Source organism: Neobacillus niacini, from assembly GCF_031456445.1.
GTDB classification, from domain to species: Bacteria; Bacillota; Bacilli; order Bacillales; family Cytobacillaceae; genus Neobacillus; species Neobacillus niacini_I.
This window is the reverse complement of the sequence record NZ_JAVDUQ010000042.1, coordinates 1-17,129: the sequence shown is the minus strand read 5'-3', so window position 1 is coordinate 17,129 and position 17,129 is coordinate 1. Positions and strand designations below refer to the sequence as shown.

Genomic DNA, 17,129 nt, shown 5'->3' with positions numbered 1-17,129 from the left:
TTAAAGTAATGTATGCCCTTTTAAAATCTGCTCCAGAGCTTCAGCAGCATCCTTTACCGATTCTTGATCCTGTTCAGTAAAAAGATGTGCTGCCCTATTGCCAATCAGCAATACCCCTTTAGGGACAGAATGGAAAAATAGCGGAACCGCATAAGCGGATACAAGTTTTTCAGCCAGCATAATCGGATAATCTGTTACCTTCCCGATGATATCCTTTGGAAATTCCCGAAGCATCATCGCACTTCCACTCGAAATAATTTTGCCGGCGATTCCCTTTCCAAAACGAACAGTAATTCTTTCATATTTATCATTCAAATTGCCTGAAACATAATGCCAACGAACATCCGGACCATGCTCATTTTGAAAGGCAAGCCCCACAAACTCACAATTTACTGCAGCTTTCAATTGATTACAAACGTCAACGACTGCCTGTAATTCTCTTAATTTTGTCATCTGTGGCGCTTCTCCTTAAAAACCATACCCTAATAACCCCTTTTTAACCGCATATTCTACCAGCTCCGGCCGGGTTTTCATTTGCAGCTTTTCCATCAGGTTCCCCTTATGCGTCTCAACCGTTTTTACACTAATCACCAGCTGCTCGGCAATTTCTTTGTTTGAGTACCCTTTTGCAATGAGGGTGAGGACTTCCTTTTCGCGTTCGGATAAAAGATTATAGATATCTGAGCTGTCATGTTTCATTCCTGTTAAATATTCTTCCATCAACCGTTTTGTAGCTGCCGGGTGAAGATAGGCATCTCCTGCAGCAACTGATTCGATTGCAGACATTAATTCATCATGGGGAGCACTTTTTAGAATACACCCGGATGCCCCCGCCTGAATCGCCCGAAATAGGTATTCCTCATCATCGTGCATCGTTAAAATCAAAATATTAATCGCAGGCATTTGCTTCTTGAGCTCGGTGGTGGCGGTAAGCCCATCTTTGCCATGGGGCATGCTTAAGTCCATCACCACCACATCCGGCTTTAGCTTCAAAGCTTTTTTAATCCCTTCGTCGCCTTCCGAAGCTTCCCCGATTACTTCCATCATCGGATTGGTATTCAGGAGCATCTTCAAACCCATTCTTACAACAGCATGATCATCAACCAATAGGATTTTAATCAACCTTAACTCCCCTTTAATCCCCTTTTGATTAGAAAAGCGTAAGCGCCTTGGTCAGCCTCAGGCATAGCATAAGACGAGCCGGCAGGAAGGTTGCTTTTTAACCTTCATGACGGATTGGCTGTAGACCATCGAGGGGCTAGGCGCTGGAGCTGGACAATTCTCGAAGTCAGAATTTATACTTTCTTATCATATAAAGGAAGTGATATTTCAATCGAAGTTCCTTCTCCTATTTTAGAGGAAATCGAACACTGTCCGCCAGTGAGAAGCATTCTTTCTTTCATCGCTGCGAGCCCGGATAATGGACTCGTTATTTCATGTTCCTCCGGTTGAAATCCCTTACCGAAATCGTGAATCGAAATAGTTAATTCCGTTTCACTCCAAATAAAATTCATCTTCACATTGGAAGTATCGGCATATTTCGCAATATTCGCGAGAGCTTCCTGGCAAACCCGGAAAACGGCGATATTTTGCCGTTCGGGAATTTGTTTTTCTTCTCCTGTTGATTCCAAATCAACAAGAATGCCAAATGTCGAAGTATATAACTTAATATAGCTCTTAATAGCGGGAAGTAAACCAAGGGTTGTTAAGGTAGGAGGGTGCAATTCGACCGAAAGCAGTCTGATTTCTTGAATGGTTTTTTCGATTAACTGGGACATTTCTCGAAGATAATGTTTCATGGCCGGCTGCTCTGTGCCGGATTCAATAAACTGTATACCTGTTAAAATACTATATAGATTTTGGCCGACACCCTCATGAAGCTCTAACGCAATTCGTTTAATTTCCTCCTCCTGGGAGTGAATAATGTAGGAGCTAATCCCCTCTTTTGACGGTAAAATTGTCATTCATCAACCCTCCTAAACCCCTTTTTAATTAGTAAAAAAGCCAGACACTTTACAGAGTCTGAACTTTTTTTACTATATAATGAAGTCCGCTTTCCGGATCAAAGGCAGACCATTCTGTTTCTGTTTCAATTACATCGCTCGCAAGTGGTACGGCCAAAAAATAATAATCATCAAAATAAAAGCGGATATGTGTGCCATCAGGGCATAGCTGCACTTTTTTAATCGTTTTGTTAACAGTTGGTGCCTGGTCGCCGCCCTCCGCATCACGGATCGCAATTTCAACCGACCCGCCGGTAAATCGGTTAAGCTCCGCCAAACTAATGGACTCCACAGCTATTACATCCTCTCTTTACCGGATAGATGAACATCTTATAGCCTTGCAGATACTCCCAAAATTTCTCCCCGGCATTCTCCTCCAGAAACTCAATCGTTTCTTCTTCAGAGCTCCAATCACTCATGCCTTTTATTTCAGCGACAACCATCTCTGCACCTTCGATTGTTTTTTCCTCAAGGAACCAATTTAAGCGTTTGCCTGTAAAGGTTTCTTCTAACAACTGATCAATTTCGTTAGAGAAACTGCCTGATTGCTGCCGCATAAAACAAAAATCAATATAAGTTTCACTAGTCATTAACCTTCACACCTTTTTTATAAATAATGAGGGCTATTGGAAATAAAATAATATTGATAACCGCAGCAATGATAGTATTAGTGTATTTTTCATAAAAATATTGATGGACCATGTATTGAGTAAAGATAATGTTTAACATTAATATAGCTAGAAGGAGTACAACCGGTACGTAACTACGCTTCATAACGTTTCACCCCCACGGCATAGACAGCGCCGTTCTCCACTTTCACATGAATTTCAGGAAGCGGGCGTCTCGGTGGTCCAGCAATTGGCTCACCTGTTTTTACATCAAATTTCCCATGGTGGCAAGGGCAAATCATTTCTCCCTCATCCTTTTTCCAAAAAACAGGGCAGCGTAAATGCGTACAGGCATTTTGGTAGGCTACAAATTTATTTTCTGAAAGCCTGATTAAGATCGCGCTATCGTGCTCGCCCGGGAAGGCAAAGTCTACTGCATCCCCTACCTGTAATTTCTGTAAATCAGCAATTTTATGCTTTGGATATTTTTTGTCACTTAATCCGGTTAATTCCTTCGCTGCTAAGGCACCCCATGGAAGGGAGGAAACAGCGAATACCCCTGCTGCCCCTGCCAGCATTTTCATGAAACCCCTTCGGTCAAGTTTTCTCTCATTATTACGATTAATATTATGAGTATAATTATCTTCATTAAACGGGATTTTATTATTTTTATTATTCACGTTAATCCCTCCTAAAACAGTTTTGTGACACCCTGCAGGATACCAGGGAGGTTCACTCTTACATTTGTTTCGCCTTCTAAATAAGGCATGCTTGTTACCCATTTACCGTTATCTAAGTTGAATTGCTTTTGTTTTGCTTCAATTTCTTCATCTGTCAGCCATTGTAATGTATTCGATGGGCAGACACTTGCACACATTGGCGGAATTCCATCCTTCGTCCGGTCGATACATAGATCGCATTTATACATTAAGTTCTGCTCTGTATCGAACTTTGGTATTCCATACGGGCAAGCAATGGTACAGTTCTGGCAGCCTATACATTTTTCCACAAGTGCCGAAAGCACGGCACCTGTTTCATGAATTTGTATCGCCTGTGCCGGACAGCTTCTTGCACATGCCGGATTTACACAGTGAAGGCACATAAGAGGCATTGTTTGTCGGTTGACCAGCGGGTTTACATCATACACATAGTTTCGGTTGCGCTGTTCATGCCCGCCGCACTGTGTACAAGCCGCCAAACAAGAGCGGCAGCCGATACAGTTTTCAAGTTCTAAATATAACCTCTTTTTCATTTACTGCACCTTCTTTATTTCTAGTTTTTCAATCTGTGCTGCACATGCTTTAAATTCCGGCATGCGGGAAATCGGATCGAGAGCATCAATGGTCAATAGATTAATAGATTTATCGTGTCCGAAATGGTAAGGAACAAACACCGTATCTTTTCGAATGGCTTCCGTAATTTTCACTTTGTATTCCGCTTCGCCTCTTCTGGTAAATAGGCGGACATATTCTTCATGCTCAATGTTATACTTTGCTGCTGTTTCAGGGTGTACTTCTACAAATGGTTCAGGACACATATCGCGTAAAAATTGAATTCTTCTTGTTTGATTTCCTGATAGGTAATGGAAAACGACACGCCCTGTTGTTAAGCGTAACGGATATGTTTCATCTGGCTCTTCAGCAGGTGGACGGTATGGAAGGGCACAAATTTTCGCCTTTCCATCAGGATGATAAAACTTTTTATCTAAGAACATATGTGGCATACCAGGATCGTTTTCATCTCGGCAAGGCCAAAAAACACCGTCTTGTTTGTCGATTTTATCCCATGTTGCTCCGTAATAATCAGCATAGCCGCCTTTGGACGCTAAACGGAATTCATCTGCGACATCTCTTGCCGTTTTTAAATGGGAGAAATACTTTCCTCTACCCAGTTTTTCAGCAAGCTCGACTTGCATTTGCCAGTCCGGCTTCGATTCGCCGAGCGGCTCTTGCGCTTTATTAATTTTGATAATCCGTCCTTCAAGGTTGGTTACCGTTCCTTCATCTTCTGACCATGTGACGGAAGGAAGAACGACATCCGCATATTCTGCAGATTCAGATAAGTAGAAATCAGCACAAACCATGAAATCCAAGCTCATTAACGCTCTGCGAATAAAGTTTTGATTTGGAGCAGAAACGGCAGGGTTCGAACAAAGCAAATATAAAGCACGAATTTCTTTTTGCTCCATTAATTGAAACATTTCGACTGCAGAAACCCCAGGCTTCGGCATTTCCTCAGGAGTAATGCCCCAAACCTGACATACCTCTTCCACATGCTTCGGATTAGTTAACTTACGATAACCTGGTAAAAGGTCTGATTTTTGACCATGTTCACGTCCGCCTTGGCCATTCCCTTGACCTGTGAATGTTGCAACACCGGATTTCGGACGGCCAATTTTCCCTGTTACTAGTGCCATATTGGTGTAGCCTGAAACATTGTCGACTCCCTTATGCTGCTGTTCGATTCCACGGGCAAACAGGACGATGGCATTTGGTGCCTTACCATAAATTTCAGCTGCACGGATAATTTTTTCTTTTGCAACGCCAGTAATTTGACTTGTATATTCAGGTGTAAACTCTTTTACTAATTCTTTTGTTTCTTCAAAGCCATTGGTATGGTTGTTAACAAATTCCTCATCGGCATAGCCATTTTGAATGAGTAGATTTAAAATTCCGTTTGCCAGTGCTAAGTCTGTTCCCGGACGTAAATCTAAGTGAACATCTGCTCTTCTGGCAATTGGTGTTTCCCGAGGGTCCGCAACGATTAAGTATCCGCCTCTTTCCTGTACATGCCAGACACGGAACATCGAAGTTGGGTGGCATTCTGCGGTATTACTGCCGGCAATGAACAAGCAGTCTGTCTCATGGATATCTGTCCATGGCAAGGTAGAGCCACGGTCAACACCAAAGGAACGTAGGAAACCACCGGCTGCACTCGACATACAGAAACGTCCGTTATAATCGATATATCTTGTTTGCATGGCAACCCTTGCAAATTTTCCAGTTAAATAACATTTTTCATTTGTCATCGATACACCGCTAAATACGGATAAGGTATCTTTTCCATACTTTCCTTGCAGTTCATTAAATTTCTTTGCAATCAAATCGTACGCTTCTTCCCAAGTCGCTTCACGGAAGCCTTCTTGTGTACCTTTTAAGGAAGCATCATCACGGATTAACGGTTTTAAGATTCGGTCCGGGTGATTGGTTTGTTGATATGCCGTTACTCCCTTTGGACACATTTTACCGACATTTACCGGCCAGTCATAACGAGGCTCAACGCCAATGATTTTATTGGTTTTTGTATTTACACGTAAATTCATTCCACATTGCATTCCACAATAGGCACAATGAGTTTTTACAAGCGTTTCATTTGGATGCCGTACATTTTCAATTTCTTTAAAAAACTTATCCCTTTGCATTCTGGTTTGCCTCCTTGACCTTCACTTGGTGGGTTGGGAATCCTGAGAATCTTGCAATCCGGTATTTTCTGCGGCATGGCAGGCACAATTCAGCAAGATTAAAGCCGTCTTTCATATTAAATTCCATCTCATTCACACCTAAAACTTGAATGACATCGTTTGATTGTTCAACTGAAACAAAATGATCTCCACACACTTTACATTCTTTCATATGCTCTTCTCCGTAATGTTCTCGATAATTTCTTGCAAAAACACTCATTGGACGGAATGGAATATGGGCAAGCTTTCCGAATGGCAAATAGATTAATGTGACAATCACTGAAAATTGGTGGATTAATGACATTTGCGGCTGCATCCAACCATGAAGTACCACGTTTTGGAATGTTAATAACAGACCTGTGATCGAAATAAATAACAGCATGTAGAGCGGAAGAAAATCATACATGAATTTTTGCTCAGCTCTTGCCTGCATATTTTTCAAGCGGCGGGAAAGCGCCATGCAAACACCTGCTGTTACCATGATTGCGGCAATATTTAGTGCGTTATAAGAGAAAAAGGCGATAATTCCTTCTGCAGGAACCTTCATAACATTCATTCCAAATAGGACAATTGTATAGTAGCCATTGTCTTCCATCGTAAAGTACATCCAGCTGAATACGAGCGGGAAGGTCACTAAACACGCAAGTACACAACCCCAACCAATTAAAATATGCTGGACCCATCGGTAAAATCCCCGATTACGGATAAAATCGTAAATCGCTAAATGACTGACAGCTGTTTTTGCAGTACTTTTTCTAAAAAGAAGTTTTAAACCTTTTTTAATGATAATTTTGGTTGGCGGTCTTTCGCCCCAAGCAATAAATCGGTAAAAGAAGCCGCCAACAAAGACAAGGGTTCCGACCATATATCCATATAGATTTAAATCGATGTGAGTAAACATCCTCGTTCCGATAAGGGTTAAAATCGCAAGTCCGACGACAGTTAAAAAGACTGATTTCGCATAATGGGATGCAAACGCATCATTGATCGAGCGTTCCTGTTTTTTACTCGCTACTAGTTTCGCTTCCATTTCAAGCTCCTCCTAAAAAAAAATAACACTAACGTTTCTTCTTACTTTATTGTAAGAAAATCGTTAGTGTTTCAAATATAGGGGAACTCCCCCATCATCGGGGGGAAAAACCCTTAGAAATTAGGATTTTGACAAAAGTCTGTCACAATTGTTATTTTTGAAGGTATTTTTTCCTCCAAGAATTTAACAGAAACATAAGGACAATTAATATTTGTAATGAGAAAAGAGCCGCATCCCAAAAAAGTAGCGATGTCGGTGCTTTTTCAAACCCAGGAAGAACTTTTTTCAATGCATAAAACAGCTGTGGGATATAAAAAATTACAAAAAGCGAAACCGACAAAAATACACCAATAAAATAGAAAATGGAATATAAAAAGACCACCTTTTTTTCACTTTCAAAAATCACTTCATCTTTTTGTGAAAATTTAAAGGGAAGCTGTTTTTTTATTAGTTGTTGAGCACTTTCCATTAAATTATAACACCCCGTGATATTTTCAATCAGATAATATAAATCCGTCTTCATATATACACAGCATTGATAAACTATACGAATAAATGTATCTAAAACAATTACCTTCATAACACCAAGGAAAACTCCACTATCGTTATTAAAGATAAGCTGACTAGATAGAGCGATCGAAAGGATTACTGTATCGAAACAAATACCTGCTAAATATAAAATATTTCGATTCTTTGAAGGAAGTTTCCACACAGAGTCCATTTCCGTTTCGAAAACAACCAGAAATAGCCTGTGTCCTACCCCCAATTTGGTAGGTAAATTGTTCGCTCTCATCGCAAGAATGTGACCAAATTCATGAATTAATACTAAAATAATGGTTAAACCCACCCAAGCAGGGATATTAAGCACCATAAAATTAAATATAAATAAATCCTTGAAATGAGGAAATAGAGTTGGATGGCTACTAAGAAGAATTACATTTACCACCAATAATAAGGCATAAACAAAATAAGCAACCTCATTAAAAAAGAATTTTCCTATCCTTGGCGAAATCCATAAAAATCCTAATTTTTCTTTTTTGTTAGAGTTTGTTTCAATTTTAACACCGTTAATTTCTCTGATTAGGTTTAATTCTAGAAGTTGTTCGGCAAAATCAAGTATGTTTACCTCTTCATCAGAATATTTCTCTTTAAGTTGTCTTTCTATTTCGCCTAACAGGAAACCCTGTTGAATCAAATAAATTGCATCTATACAAACTTCATTCATTTCGTAGAATTCACGAGAAGAAGTATCTTCTACAATATAATGTTTCCTATCTTTGTGAATTTCGAGCGGAATTAACGAAAGAATTGAACGTATCATTATGTTCATTAGAACACCCTTTAACCTTTAATCAATTATAAAGAAGGATGCTAAAATTTCATTAGCATCCCTGATCATTAAATATTACAACCAACCGCACCACCAACAAGAAAAAACAGTTGCTTTTATTTTTTTTAATTTACGGATTTTCAAGGTAACACCTCCTTAAATCAAATAGAAGCTTTATCAATACTTAAATTTCGAATATTAAGATTATTTCCAAAATCTTTATGAATTTTTTTCCACAATGGGAATACATTAATAAATTCTTCTACCAATTCAGGATCGAATTGTGTACCCTTCCCTTCTAAAATACGATTAAAAGCTTCATCCAACGATAATGCTGCCCGATAAGATCTTGTTGATGTCATTGCATCAAACGCATCTGCAATTGCTGCTACCCTTGCGAGATATGATATTTCTTTACCTTTTAACGCATCAGGATATCCCTTCCCATCCCATCTTTCATGATGGGAGCGAATAACCTCAATATTATTACTCAATCCCACTATCTTTGAGACTGCTTCTGCACCAACTATCGTATGGGATTTAATAATTTCATATTCTTCCATTGTTAGTTTAGTTGGCTTCATCAAAATTTCATCTGGTATATGGATTTTTCCAATATCATGAAGTAAACAAGCAAAGTTAAATGATTTTAATTCTTCGTTATTAAGCCGCCCGCTATATTTTGCCAGCTCTAATGCATAACTGGCAACTCTTTCACTATGCCCTCTTGTATAAGGATCCTTAAGTTCTAATGTAGCGATTACAGCTTTGACAGTCCCTATAAGTTGGTGGTCATAAGAAGTTTTTATCGCCTTGACATATGACTGGAACCGATTTAAAAGGATAAATGAAAACACGGAAAGAATAGCTAATAATAGAATGCTAATTAGTACATTGGGAGTTTGAATGATCAGCCCAACAGCAATATATTTCATCAATAAACCAATCGTAACAACTTTTAAGAATGAAGAACTAACAAATATTGGCGATAATAATAGCCAAAAGATTTCTACTGCATTTCCACTTTTATACAATTCGGGTTTCCCATAATATGAAATAATTTCATTTAAGCACATAAGCGTTGTATAACATATAAAATAGACATATTTAATCATGTTGTATTTTTCTTTTTTATACAAGAATACTGCAAAAGGGATTAAACCAAACATGATCACATAAATCCAAACTCCTAAAACATCTTGTGCTTCTATTTTTAATTTGGGAGTAAATTTTGCAATCAGAGAATAGAATACATCAAATCCTATATAGATAAAATAAAATAAAACTACAAACCATTTAACCGTCTGTCCCTCTTCATTTCTTATGTTTGGGTCAATTATTTGCTTTTTCATGTATATACCTCACGTATGGAATATAACCCATGTACTATTTCAAAAGAATTAGTTACTTAAACCAAAAGGCCCATTTTTTTCTGACACTTTCCTTCATTATAAAACATTTATAATCATTTAAGTACAAAATTCTAAAAGGAATTATGTAGAAAAATAGAAATATTCTTTTCCTCACTACTAATCTCCAAATAATCCCATTATATTCCGAGGAATTAATCCAAATTTTATTAAAACAAAGGTAACACGACTTCAACCATTGTACCTTTTTGTTGGTTATTACGGATTTTAAGAGTACCTTTATGGTCCTTGATTATTTGATTTGAAACCATTAAACCCAGGCCTGTTCCATCTTTTTTAGTTGTATAAAAAGGTTCACCTAAATTAAGAATATCTTCTTCCGCAATCCCACAGCCTTCATCTTGGATCGAGATGTACATTTCTTGACCTTTTAATAATTTTACATTTACTTTTATTTTTCCTCCTTCCATCATTGCTTCAATTGCATTTTTAAATAAGTTAATAAATACTTGTTTTAATTGTTTTGCATCGCATTTGATAGACGGCAATGGTCCTTCAATAAGAGTTTCGAAAACAACTAATTGTCTTTCAGCTTGTTGTTGAGTAATCGATAATGTATAGGCAATAATTTCTTCTATGTTTGAATTTTTAAATTCGATTACCTTTGGTTTACCTAAATACATTAAATCGTTGACAATTGAATTAATTCGATCAATTTCTTGTATCATAATTGGATAATAATCATTTGTATTTGGGTACCGTTCCTTTTGTAATTGTGTAAAACCTTTTAAAGAGGACAATGGATTACGAATTTCATGCCCAATTGCGGCAGCCATTTGACCAATAACGGCTAACTTTTCTTTTTGTCGAAGTTCATCATATACAGTTGTTAAAGCATCTATATATGAATTAAACCGAATCAATATAATTGAAGCTATTGACGATAAAATCGTAAAAATAATAACTGGGAAAAGGACATTTATATCTTGCAATATAACTCCTAACAATAAATCCTTTCCTATCAATCCTAATGTGACTGTCCAAAAAAATTTTTTATTCACAAATATAGGTGAAAAAAGGATAAATAAAACCTCAACAATATTTCCACTTGCATAGGGCTTGTCTGTTCCCAGATAAGTTAAAAGACCATCAATTATATCTATTAAAATATACCAATAAATATAGATGTACTTAACAACATAGGGATTTCCCTTCTTAATTAAATAAATAGCCAACGGTAGTGCTAAAAGAATTAGAATATAATACCAATATCCAAGACCTTCTTTTAAAATATCAGTGATATTACTTTTGGAAAATTTAGGATAAACAAAGTGGTAAAAAATGTCATAAGAAAAAAAGGTAATGTAAAACAACCACAAAAATAATTTTATCGCTTTTTTCTCCTCATATATTAGCTTTTGATTTCCGTAGCCCTCTTTCATATATGTAAATCCCCCAATGAATTAAGAAACACGAAACATTTTGTTTAACTTTCCTACTATTCTACCATTTATTATAATATTAATTGACAGGAATTTTACTAAAACGTTGATTTTCGACACATTTTCTATTTATTTAGCGTACAGGAAAAAAGGACTTCATTTTTTTGAGGTCCTTTTTCCCTTCATTATAGGTTTAACTAACTTTCTTTATTTCCTTTTCACTACTATTCAGTGTAGAATGCTTGCGGCCATAACCGAAGTACACTGCTAATCCGATCACAAGCCACACTCCAAAGCTAATCCACGATGCTGCCGGAAGTTGAAGAGCTAAGTATCCACAGAATAAGAAAGCTAAGATTGGTACGTATGGTACAAATGGAACTCGGAAACCCTTTAAAGCACCTTGATTGTTTTTACGAAGATATAAAATCCCAATGGAAACAGTCATAAATGCTAATAATGTTCCGATGTTAACAAGTTCTGCTAATTTGCCAAGCGGCACTAATCCAGCAAAAACCGATACAAGCAAGCAGGTAATCCATGAGTTCACCATTGGAGTTTGTGTTTTCTTATTTACCTTTGAGAAAACTTTTGGTAATAAGCCGTCACGGCTGATTGCATAGAATAAACGAGTTTGTCCATAAATCATAACAAGCAATACGGTGGTAATTCCGGCAATGGCACCTAATGAAATAATTCCTGCAACCCAATCTTGATGGATAAAGTTAAGCGCGAATGCAACCGGGTTTTTCACATCAAGCAGTTGATATGGAACAATACCTGTCAAAATGGCTGATACGGCAATGTATAACACAGTACAAACAATTAATGAAGAGATAATGCCAATCGGCAAATTACGCTGCGGATTTTTTACTTCTTCCGCCGCCGTTGCGACGGCATCAAAGCCGATATAAGCAAAGAAAACGGTCGCGGCCCCCGTTGCAACCCCTGAGAAACCAAATGGCATAAAAGGTGTCCAGTTTGAAGGCTTAACATACCATACACCAATACCGATAAATAATAAAACGACAGCTAACTTGATAATAACCATAATGGCGTTGAAACGAGCTGACTTTTTTACACCTTGTGTTAATAAGAAAGTGATAATGAAAACAATGATAATAGCAGGTACATCGATAAACGTTCCATTTGCGGGATCATAGGCACTTGTGATGGCCTTCGGAAAATGGATACCAAAACCGGCGAGAAGCCCCTGAAAGTAGCCTGACCAGCCACTGGCAACTGCAGATGAGGCAAGTCCATATTCAAGGATTAAATCCCACCCTAAAATCCAGGCAATAATTTCACCAAATGTCGCATAGCTATACGTATAAGCACTTCCTGACACCGGCACAGTTGAAGCAAATTCCGCATAACAAAGGGCTGCGAATACACAAGCTAAACCAGATAATATAAAAGAAATGACTAGTGCAGGTCCTGCATGTTCTGCAGCAGCCACTCCTGTTAATACAAATATTCCTGTTCCGATGATGGCTCCAATTCCCAGCATCGATAAATCAAAGGCACCTAACTCTTTTTTTAAGTTTACATCTTTTTGTCCAACCTCTTTGATTAGGGCCTGAATTGATTTCTTTCTAAATAAATCCATTGTGTTTACCTCCTCGACGAATGTCGAAATGTTCCGAAAAAATAATTCGTAAAAATTCTATATCAAAATAATATAATTTATTATTCAAAAAGGCAATATATTTTGAAAAATAAAATAATTTGTAGATTATTCCAACACATATTTTCCCTGCTATAAATATTTTTTACAGGGAATGATTGCATTTTCATCTATTTTAATAACATAATCATTAATGTTATTAAAATAATTTTAGTAACCGAAATAATTATATATTTTCTAATTTCCCCATGAAAAAACTGGTCCATCTGATGAAAGACCAGTCCCACGATTCATATACTTCCTTTTAACGATTTTTCCCAGTAAAATTCCCATAATAAACATAGCATTTTCGGTCTTCATCAATTTCCCTTGAATCCAGTGAAAATTCCAGGTATCTTCCATCCTTATGGATGTAGATGAAATCCGAATGCAGGATGGTCATCACTTCTTCATGACCCCATAATTCTTTACTTTCTATAAGCTTTGTCCCTGAGGGGCAAAGTTCTCTTAGCTCAAAACCAATATGGGAATACCTCCGCTCTATTTCTTCGTTTAGGTAATTTTCCTTTTTAACATAAAGAACTGCCATGCCATCGGGATCCATGGCTGTAGCTGTTACTGCATAGGTCTGACCATCTTTGACAAAAAAGTCACACGTCATTCTTGCTACTGCTTCCGCTTCCGGAATGTCCTGGTAACTCCATAATGCGGGATAGTTCAAATCTTGATCATCAAGACGATATTCCAGCCGCATCTTCATCCCTCTTTCTTTTTGGTTTCAATTTTACCATTGTTTTCCTCATCATTGCCTCTATAATAAAAATATATTGTAAAAGGGGTGAGACAGTGAAAAAAACACAATGGTTAATAACGGGGGTGCTTACCTCTTTAGTGGCAGGGACCGTATCTGGGTGTTCACAGGACCTGCCGCCTAAACCGGATGATAATCGTTGTGCCGATTGGGAATGGGATGACGACCAAGGTGTATGGCAATGTGATGATACCCATTCAAGCTATTATCATCATTATTACCACGGAGGTAGTTTCTACCGGAACAAGTCAGCTCTTCATCATTCATCCGCCTATAAATCATATAAATCCTCTTCCAGTTTTAAAGGCGGGTTTGGGAGTGGTTCAAGAGGCGGATTTGGAGGATAATATGTCCATTTATAAAGAAAAAAGAAAGAAATTTTATTCAAAATTCCCTTCCTTTTGGTCAGACCTGTATGGGGAAGAATATAGTCTCTACCATGTATTCGAAATCACAGAACAAACCCGCATGCTTCTTGGTGAAGCAACAGAAAGGTTGGGGAAAGTTTTTTTCAAAACAGCTAAACTTCTTCGATCTCTTCCCGACCATCAGCTTCTTGAACTTGGTTTCCCGCCTTCCTGTCTACCATTCATTCGGATGAAGACTCTTTATCCTGAAACGGTGATCGGCAGGTTTGATTTTGCTTTAACAGAAAATGGATTCAAAATGCTTGAGTTCAATAGTGATACTCCGACTTTTATTGCAGAGTGTTTTCACATCAATGGAAAAGTTTGTTCTGAGTTTGGTTATTTTGATCCCAATTTCAGACAAGTTGGTCTTCTTTCCTCTGGAATTACGAGGGCGGTCCTTGATGCTACAAGTGGAAATCCAACAGCCAATGTAGTCTTTACAGCTCATGACGACCATATAGAGGATTGGAATACAACTCAATATTTAAGTGAGCTCTGCCAAGTTAAAAATAAGATTTTACCAATGTCTGAGCTTAGTATAACGGAGGATGCCTTACTCGATTCTAACGGTGTTCCGATTGATGTATTATATCGGCAAACCTATCCCCTTGAACACTTGGTAGAGGACCGTGATCCAAGAACAGGCGATTATGTCGGAATTGAATTATTGCAACTTACTAAAGAAGGAAAGCTTGCTATTTTAAACCCGATTTCGGCTTTTCTGCTTCAGCCTAAATCCATCCAAAGCTTAATATGGGGACTTGCCGAGAGTAGAGCGTTTTATACAGAAGAGGAACAATACTGGATTAAGGAATATATGCTGCCTACCTATTTAGAGCCTGATGCTTTTATCAGAAAACAGGAATTTGTTCAAAAACCATCATTTGGGAGAGAAGGGGACACCGTGACAATTTGGGATAAGAATTCTGCGGTTAAAGTACAAAATACTTTCCAAACCTATGCGGATGAGCTGCCCATCTATCAAGCGTATGTACCGCTTCCAACCGTTACGCTTGAAACCGAAAAAGGCATGGAGGAACTTTCTTTTGTGTTTGGGTCCTTCTTGATTGGCGGTAAACGAAGCAGCATTGGGATTCGTGCCGGCGGAAAAATCACTGGGAATGAATCGTATTACTTACCAGTAGGTATTAAAAATTAGGGGGATTGATTATGGTAAGTTTTTTAAGTTATTTAGCCGTTTCACTTGTTCTTTTGCTAGTGGGGCTATTCTTAATGGAAATTACAACAAAGGTTAAGGAATTCTCCTTAATGGCAAAGGGAAATAAAGCAGCTAGTTATGTGCTCGGGGGAAGACTCCTAGGTCTCGCGATTGTTCTATACTCAACGGTTGCAAATTCTATTTCCCTTTCGGATATGGCTTTGTGGGGTGCGGTTGGAATTTTGGCTCAAATTATTGTTTTTTATTTAGCAGAATGGCTTACGCCGCGTTTCAATGTGACGCAAAGTATTGAAGAAGACAATCAAGCAGTTGGACTTTTTCTCATGTTTTTATCGGTTTCAATTGGGCTAGTGATCGCTGGCTGCTTAACTTACTAAAAAAACAAACGCATCTAGCCTAAGATGCGTTTGTTTTTTAAAGCCTCTGAAATGTTGTTTTATCACAAATAACAAATAACTGGGCATCTTTTGGAATCGGCTCATTCCATTTTTTTAGAATGTTTAAATCCTTTCGATCAGCAATAAGCTGTGCCCCCTTTTCCTTAAGGGATTCATATGCCTCACCGTATGTTCTCCAGTCCGGTTTGACGCCGATCTCCCAAAGATCACTGCCTTCATCCCCATCCTGGCGGCTCAACAATTGCGTAAACAGATGGCTTGCCCCCTTATTCTGAGCAGACTTCGCCATCAAATTGGAGACCGATTCATGAGATAAAATAAACTCATCAATTTTAACATGCTTAAAATTACCCACATGTTTTTCATTTAAGATCTCTGCAATGGTATAAATATTTTTTTCCGTGCTCTCGTCATAGCGTTCAATGGAAGAGGCAACAAGCAATGTTTTCCCGTCTACCAAATCCGGATTCGTAATCCCATCCGGAGCAAATAACAAAACCGCTTTCGATTTTTCAAGCTTTGCTTTTCTTAATGTCTCTTCATCTGTCGGACTTCCCTGAATATAATGAAATCGTTCATGTTCATATGGCGTCTTTTCTAATTCATCAATCAGAACAATCTCTGTTTTAGGTCCGCCTAGAAAAAGTTCGTGGATGGTATTCTTACTTTTTGTTGTCCAGCCGATGATGACAAAATGGTCCTCTCCTCTGAATGCCATTCTTCCTTCCTCCTTCATTTTTTTGATTTGAGAGAGACTGTCGACAATCATCCCGATTACAGTTCCGAAGAGACCAATTCCTGCTGTATAGACAATTACCATTGCCCAGATTCGCCCTAATTGTGTGGTCGGATAAACATCTCCATATCCGACAGTCGTCATGGTGGTTAAGATCCACCAGATGGCATGCAAGGTGTTTTCAAAGGTTTTTGGCTCGATAACTCTCATAACTTCGGCATTAATAAAAATATAAAAGGCGGTAAAAATAAGGACAGTCCGGTAGCGATACCGGGATGCAGTTAGAAACAGCCTTCGAAAAAATAGCATTTTGGCACACCCCTTTTCCTCTGCAAAAAAGAAGGCATTTCTACCTTCTTCCAAGGATTTCTATAACAATCATATCTTCCTTATTTTTCTAGAGATATTATACCATTGGAAAATCCTGTACAGTTTTTTATTTAGAAAGAATGAGGATTTTTTTAGCTCCTCTAAGTCGTATAGGAGGAACAGTCTCGGGTGGTATTTTTCATGCCACACAAAGAATGGGTGTTTTGATCAGCCTGGGGTTGATCGGGATCATATTACTTAGCTACTGGGTGATTTTTATAATGAGATTCATTTCGCATAAAAAGGCCGAATCGTAAACTAATGAACTGCACCCTGTCAAGTAGACAGTATAAAAAAATAAAATTAGGCAATGGCCTTAGCTCGATATTCTATCGGGCTAAGGCCATTAAATTTG

19 protein-coding genes are annotated in these 17,129 nt (G+C 38.1%); 3 read left to right on the top strand and 16 right to left on the bottom strand.

Going from position 1 to position 17,129, the window contains the following annotated elements; all coding sequences use genetic code 11:
• From J2Y67_RS24225 to J2Y67_RS24155, 15 genes are all read right to left on the bottom strand, one after another.
• Positions 1 to 453, bottom strand: coding sequence for a GAF domain-containing protein (locus tag J2Y67_RS24225; protein ID WP_310178132.1), 453 nt, complete (start codon positions 451 to 453; stop codon positions 1 to 3).
• 15 nt (positions 454 to 468) lie between these two features.
• A complete protein-coding gene (locus J2Y67_RS24220; RefSeq protein WP_310178129.1) occupies positions 469 to 1,122 on the bottom strand; it encodes a response regulator transcription factor in 654 nt (217 codons plus the stop codon).
• A 173-nt stretch (positions 1,123 to 1,295) separates the two neighbouring features.
• Entirely contained in the window at positions 1,296 to 1,964 is a 669-nt protein-coding gene (locus J2Y67_RS24215; RefSeq protein ID WP_310178126.1) for a sensor histidine kinase, read from the bottom strand.
• A 49-nt stretch (positions 1,965 to 2,013) separates the two neighbouring features.
• On the bottom strand, positions 2,014 to 2,295 hold the full coding sequence (locus J2Y67_RS24210) for a hypothetical protein (RefSeq protein WP_310178124.1): 282 nt from the start codon (positions 2,293 to 2,295) through the stop codon (positions 2,014 to 2,016).
• Positions 2,282 to 2,593, bottom strand: coding sequence for a hypothetical protein (locus tag J2Y67_RS24205; RefSeq protein WP_310178121.1), 312 nt, complete (start codon positions 2,591 to 2,593; stop codon positions 2,282 to 2,284). Before J2Y67_RS24205 ends, J2Y67_RS24210 begins: the two co-directional genes overlap by 14 nt.
• Positions 2,586 to 2,777 (bottom strand): hypothetical protein, encoded by a 192-nt coding sequence (locus J2Y67_RS24200; RefSeq protein ID WP_310178118.1) that lies wholly within the window; start codon positions 2,775 to 2,777, stop codon positions 2,586 to 2,588. The genes J2Y67_RS24205 and J2Y67_RS24200 overlap by 8 nt, the downstream gene beginning before the upstream one ends.
• On the bottom strand, positions 2,767 to 3,291 hold the full coding sequence (locus J2Y67_RS24195; protein ID WP_310178116.1) for a Rieske (2Fe-2S) protein: 525 nt from the start codon (positions 3,289 to 3,291) through the stop codon (positions 2,767 to 2,769). The genes J2Y67_RS24200 and J2Y67_RS24195 overlap by 11 nt, the downstream gene beginning before the upstream one ends.
• A gap of 11 nt (positions 3,292 to 3,302) precedes the next feature.
• Positions 3,303 to 3,863, bottom strand: a complete 561-nt coding sequence (locus J2Y67_RS24190; RefSeq protein ID WP_071354772.1) for a 4Fe-4S dicluster domain-containing protein — start codon at positions 3,861 to 3,863, stop codon at positions 3,303 to 3,305.
• The gene (locus tag J2Y67_RS24185; RefSeq protein ID WP_310178111.1) at positions 3,864 to 6,032 is read right to left on the bottom strand and encodes a molybdopterin oxidoreductase family protein; all 2,169 of its coding nucleotides are present in this window, start codon (positions 6,030 to 6,032) and stop codon (positions 3,864 to 3,866) included. It lies immediately after the preceding gene.
• On the bottom strand, positions 6,019 to 7,101 hold the full coding sequence (locus J2Y67_RS24180; protein WP_310178108.1) for a hypothetical protein: 1,083 nt from the start codon (positions 7,099 to 7,101) through the stop codon (positions 6,019 to 6,021). The genes J2Y67_RS24185 and J2Y67_RS24180 overlap by 14 nt, the downstream gene beginning before the upstream one ends.
• A 151-nt stretch (positions 7,102 to 7,252) precedes the next feature.
• Entirely contained in the window at positions 7,253 to 8,431 is a 1,179-nt protein-coding gene (locus J2Y67_RS24175) for a hypothetical protein (protein ID WP_310178107.1), read from the bottom strand.
• Between the two features lie 161 nt (positions 8,432 to 8,592).
• Positions 8,593 to 9,783, bottom strand: coding sequence for an HD-GYP domain-containing protein (locus J2Y67_RS24170; RefSeq protein ID WP_310178105.1), 1,191 nt, complete (start codon positions 9,781 to 9,783; stop codon positions 8,593 to 8,595).
• 227 nt (positions 9,784 to 10,010) lie between these two features.
• Complete coding sequence (locus J2Y67_RS24165) at positions 10,011 to 11,243, bottom strand: ATP-binding protein (RefSeq protein WP_310178102.1); 1,233 nt, start codon at positions 11,241 to 11,243, stop codon at positions 10,011 to 10,013.
• A 193-nt stretch (positions 11,244 to 11,436) separates the two neighbouring features.
• A complete protein-coding gene (locus J2Y67_RS24160; protein WP_310178099.1) occupies positions 11,437 to 12,852 on the bottom strand; it encodes an amino acid permease in 1,416 nt (471 codons plus the stop codon).
• Between the two features lie 322 nt (positions 12,853 to 13,174).
• On the bottom strand, positions 13,175 to 13,624 hold the full coding sequence (locus tag J2Y67_RS24155; RefSeq protein ID WP_310178097.1) for a hypothetical protein: 450 nt from the start codon (positions 13,622 to 13,624) through the stop codon (positions 13,175 to 13,177).
• Between the two features lie 92 nt (positions 13,625 to 13,716).
• Here J2Y67_RS24155 and J2Y67_RS24150 point away from each other — a divergent pair, with 92 nt between their 5' ends.
• Genes J2Y67_RS24150 through J2Y67_RS24140 form a run of 3 tightly spaced genes read left to right on the top strand, consistent with a single transcriptional unit; the run spans position 13,717 to position 15,648 of the window.
• The gene (locus tag J2Y67_RS24150; protein WP_310178094.1) at positions 13,717 to 14,028 is read left to right on the top strand and encodes a hypothetical protein; all 312 of its coding nucleotides are present in this window, start codon (positions 13,717 to 13,719) and stop codon (positions 14,026 to 14,028) included.
• Between the two features lies 1 nt (position 14,029).
• Positions 14,030 to 15,250 carry a glutathionylspermidine synthase family protein gene (locus J2Y67_RS24145; protein ID WP_310178193.1) on the top strand — a complete coding sequence of 407 codons (1,221 nt, stop codon included), beginning with the start codon at positions 14,030 to 14,032 and terminating at the stop codon, positions 15,248 to 15,250.
• A gap of 11 nt (positions 15,251 to 15,261) precedes the next feature.
• On the top strand, positions 15,262 to 15,648 hold the full coding sequence (locus tag J2Y67_RS24140; protein ID WP_310178092.1) for a DUF350 domain-containing protein: 387 nt from the start codon (positions 15,262 to 15,264) through the stop codon (positions 15,646 to 15,648).
• A 37-nt stretch (positions 15,649 to 15,685) separates the two neighbouring features.
• Here J2Y67_RS24140 and J2Y67_RS24135 read toward each other — a convergent pair whose 3' ends face one another.
• Positions 15,686 to 16,714, bottom strand: a complete 1,029-nt coding sequence (locus J2Y67_RS24135) for an ion channel (RefSeq protein WP_310178089.1) — start codon at positions 16,712 to 16,714, stop codon at positions 15,686 to 15,688.
• Positions 16,715 to 17,129: the final 415 nt, after the last annotated feature.

Excerpts from the sequence above, each read along its gene's own strand:
- J2Y67_RS24170 (WP_310178105.1), bottom strand. The coding sequence starts at position 9,783 with ATGAAAAAGCAAATAATTGACCCAAACATAAGAAATGAAGAGGGACAG.
- J2Y67_RS24180 (WP_310178108.1), bottom strand. The coding sequence starts at position 7,101 with ATGGAAGCGAAACTAGTAGCGAGTAAAAAACAGGAACGCTCGATCAAT.
- J2Y67_RS24205 (WP_310178121.1), bottom strand. The coding sequence starts at position 2,593 with ATGACTAGTGAAACTTATATTGATTTTTGTTTTATGCGGCAGCAATCA.
- J2Y67_RS24140 (WP_310178092.1), top strand. The coding sequence starts at position 15,262 with ATGGTAAGTTTTTTAAGTTATTTAGCCGTTTCACTTGTTCTTTTGCTA.
- J2Y67_RS24165 (WP_310178102.1), bottom strand. The coding sequence starts at position 11,243 with ATGAAAGAGGGCTACGGAAATCAAAAGCTAATATATGAGGAGAAAAAA.
- J2Y67_RS24190 (WP_071354772.1), bottom strand. The coding sequence starts at position 3,863 with ATGAAAAAGAGGTTATATTTAGAACTTGAAAACTGTATCGGCTGCCGC.
- J2Y67_RS24135 (WP_310178089.1), bottom strand. The coding sequence starts at position 16,714 with ATGCTATTTTTTCGAAGGCTGTTTCTAACTGCATCCCGGTATCGCTAC.
- J2Y67_RS24155 (WP_310178097.1), bottom strand. The coding sequence starts at position 13,624 with ATGCGGCTGGAATATCGTCTTGATGATCAAGATTTGAACTATCCCGCA.
- J2Y67_RS24145 (WP_310178193.1), top strand. The coding sequence starts at position 14,030 with ATGTCCATTTATAAAGAAAAAAGAAAGAAATTTTATTCAAAATTCCCT.
- J2Y67_RS24160 (WP_310178099.1), bottom strand. The coding sequence starts at position 12,852 with ATGGATTTATTTAGAAAGAAATCAATTCAGGCCCTAATCAAAGAGGTT.
- J2Y67_RS24175 (WP_310178107.1), bottom strand. The coding sequence starts at position 8,431 with ATGAACATAATGATACGTTCAATTCTTTCGTTAATTCCGCTCGAAATT.
- J2Y67_RS24225 (WP_310178132.1), bottom strand. The coding sequence starts at position 453 with ATGACAAAATTAAGAGAATTACAGGCAGTCGTTGACGTTTGTAATCAA.
- J2Y67_RS24215 (WP_310178126.1), bottom strand. The coding sequence starts at position 1,964 with ATGACAATTTTACCGTCAAAAGAGGGGATTAGCTCCTACATTATTCAC.
- J2Y67_RS24200 (WP_310178118.1), bottom strand. The coding sequence starts at position 2,777 with ATGAAGCGTAGTTACGTACCGGTTGTACTCCTTCTAGCTATATTAATG.
- J2Y67_RS24185 (WP_310178111.1), bottom strand. The coding sequence starts at position 6,032 with ATGCAAAGGGATAAGTTTTTTAAAGAAATTGAAAATGTACGGCATCCA.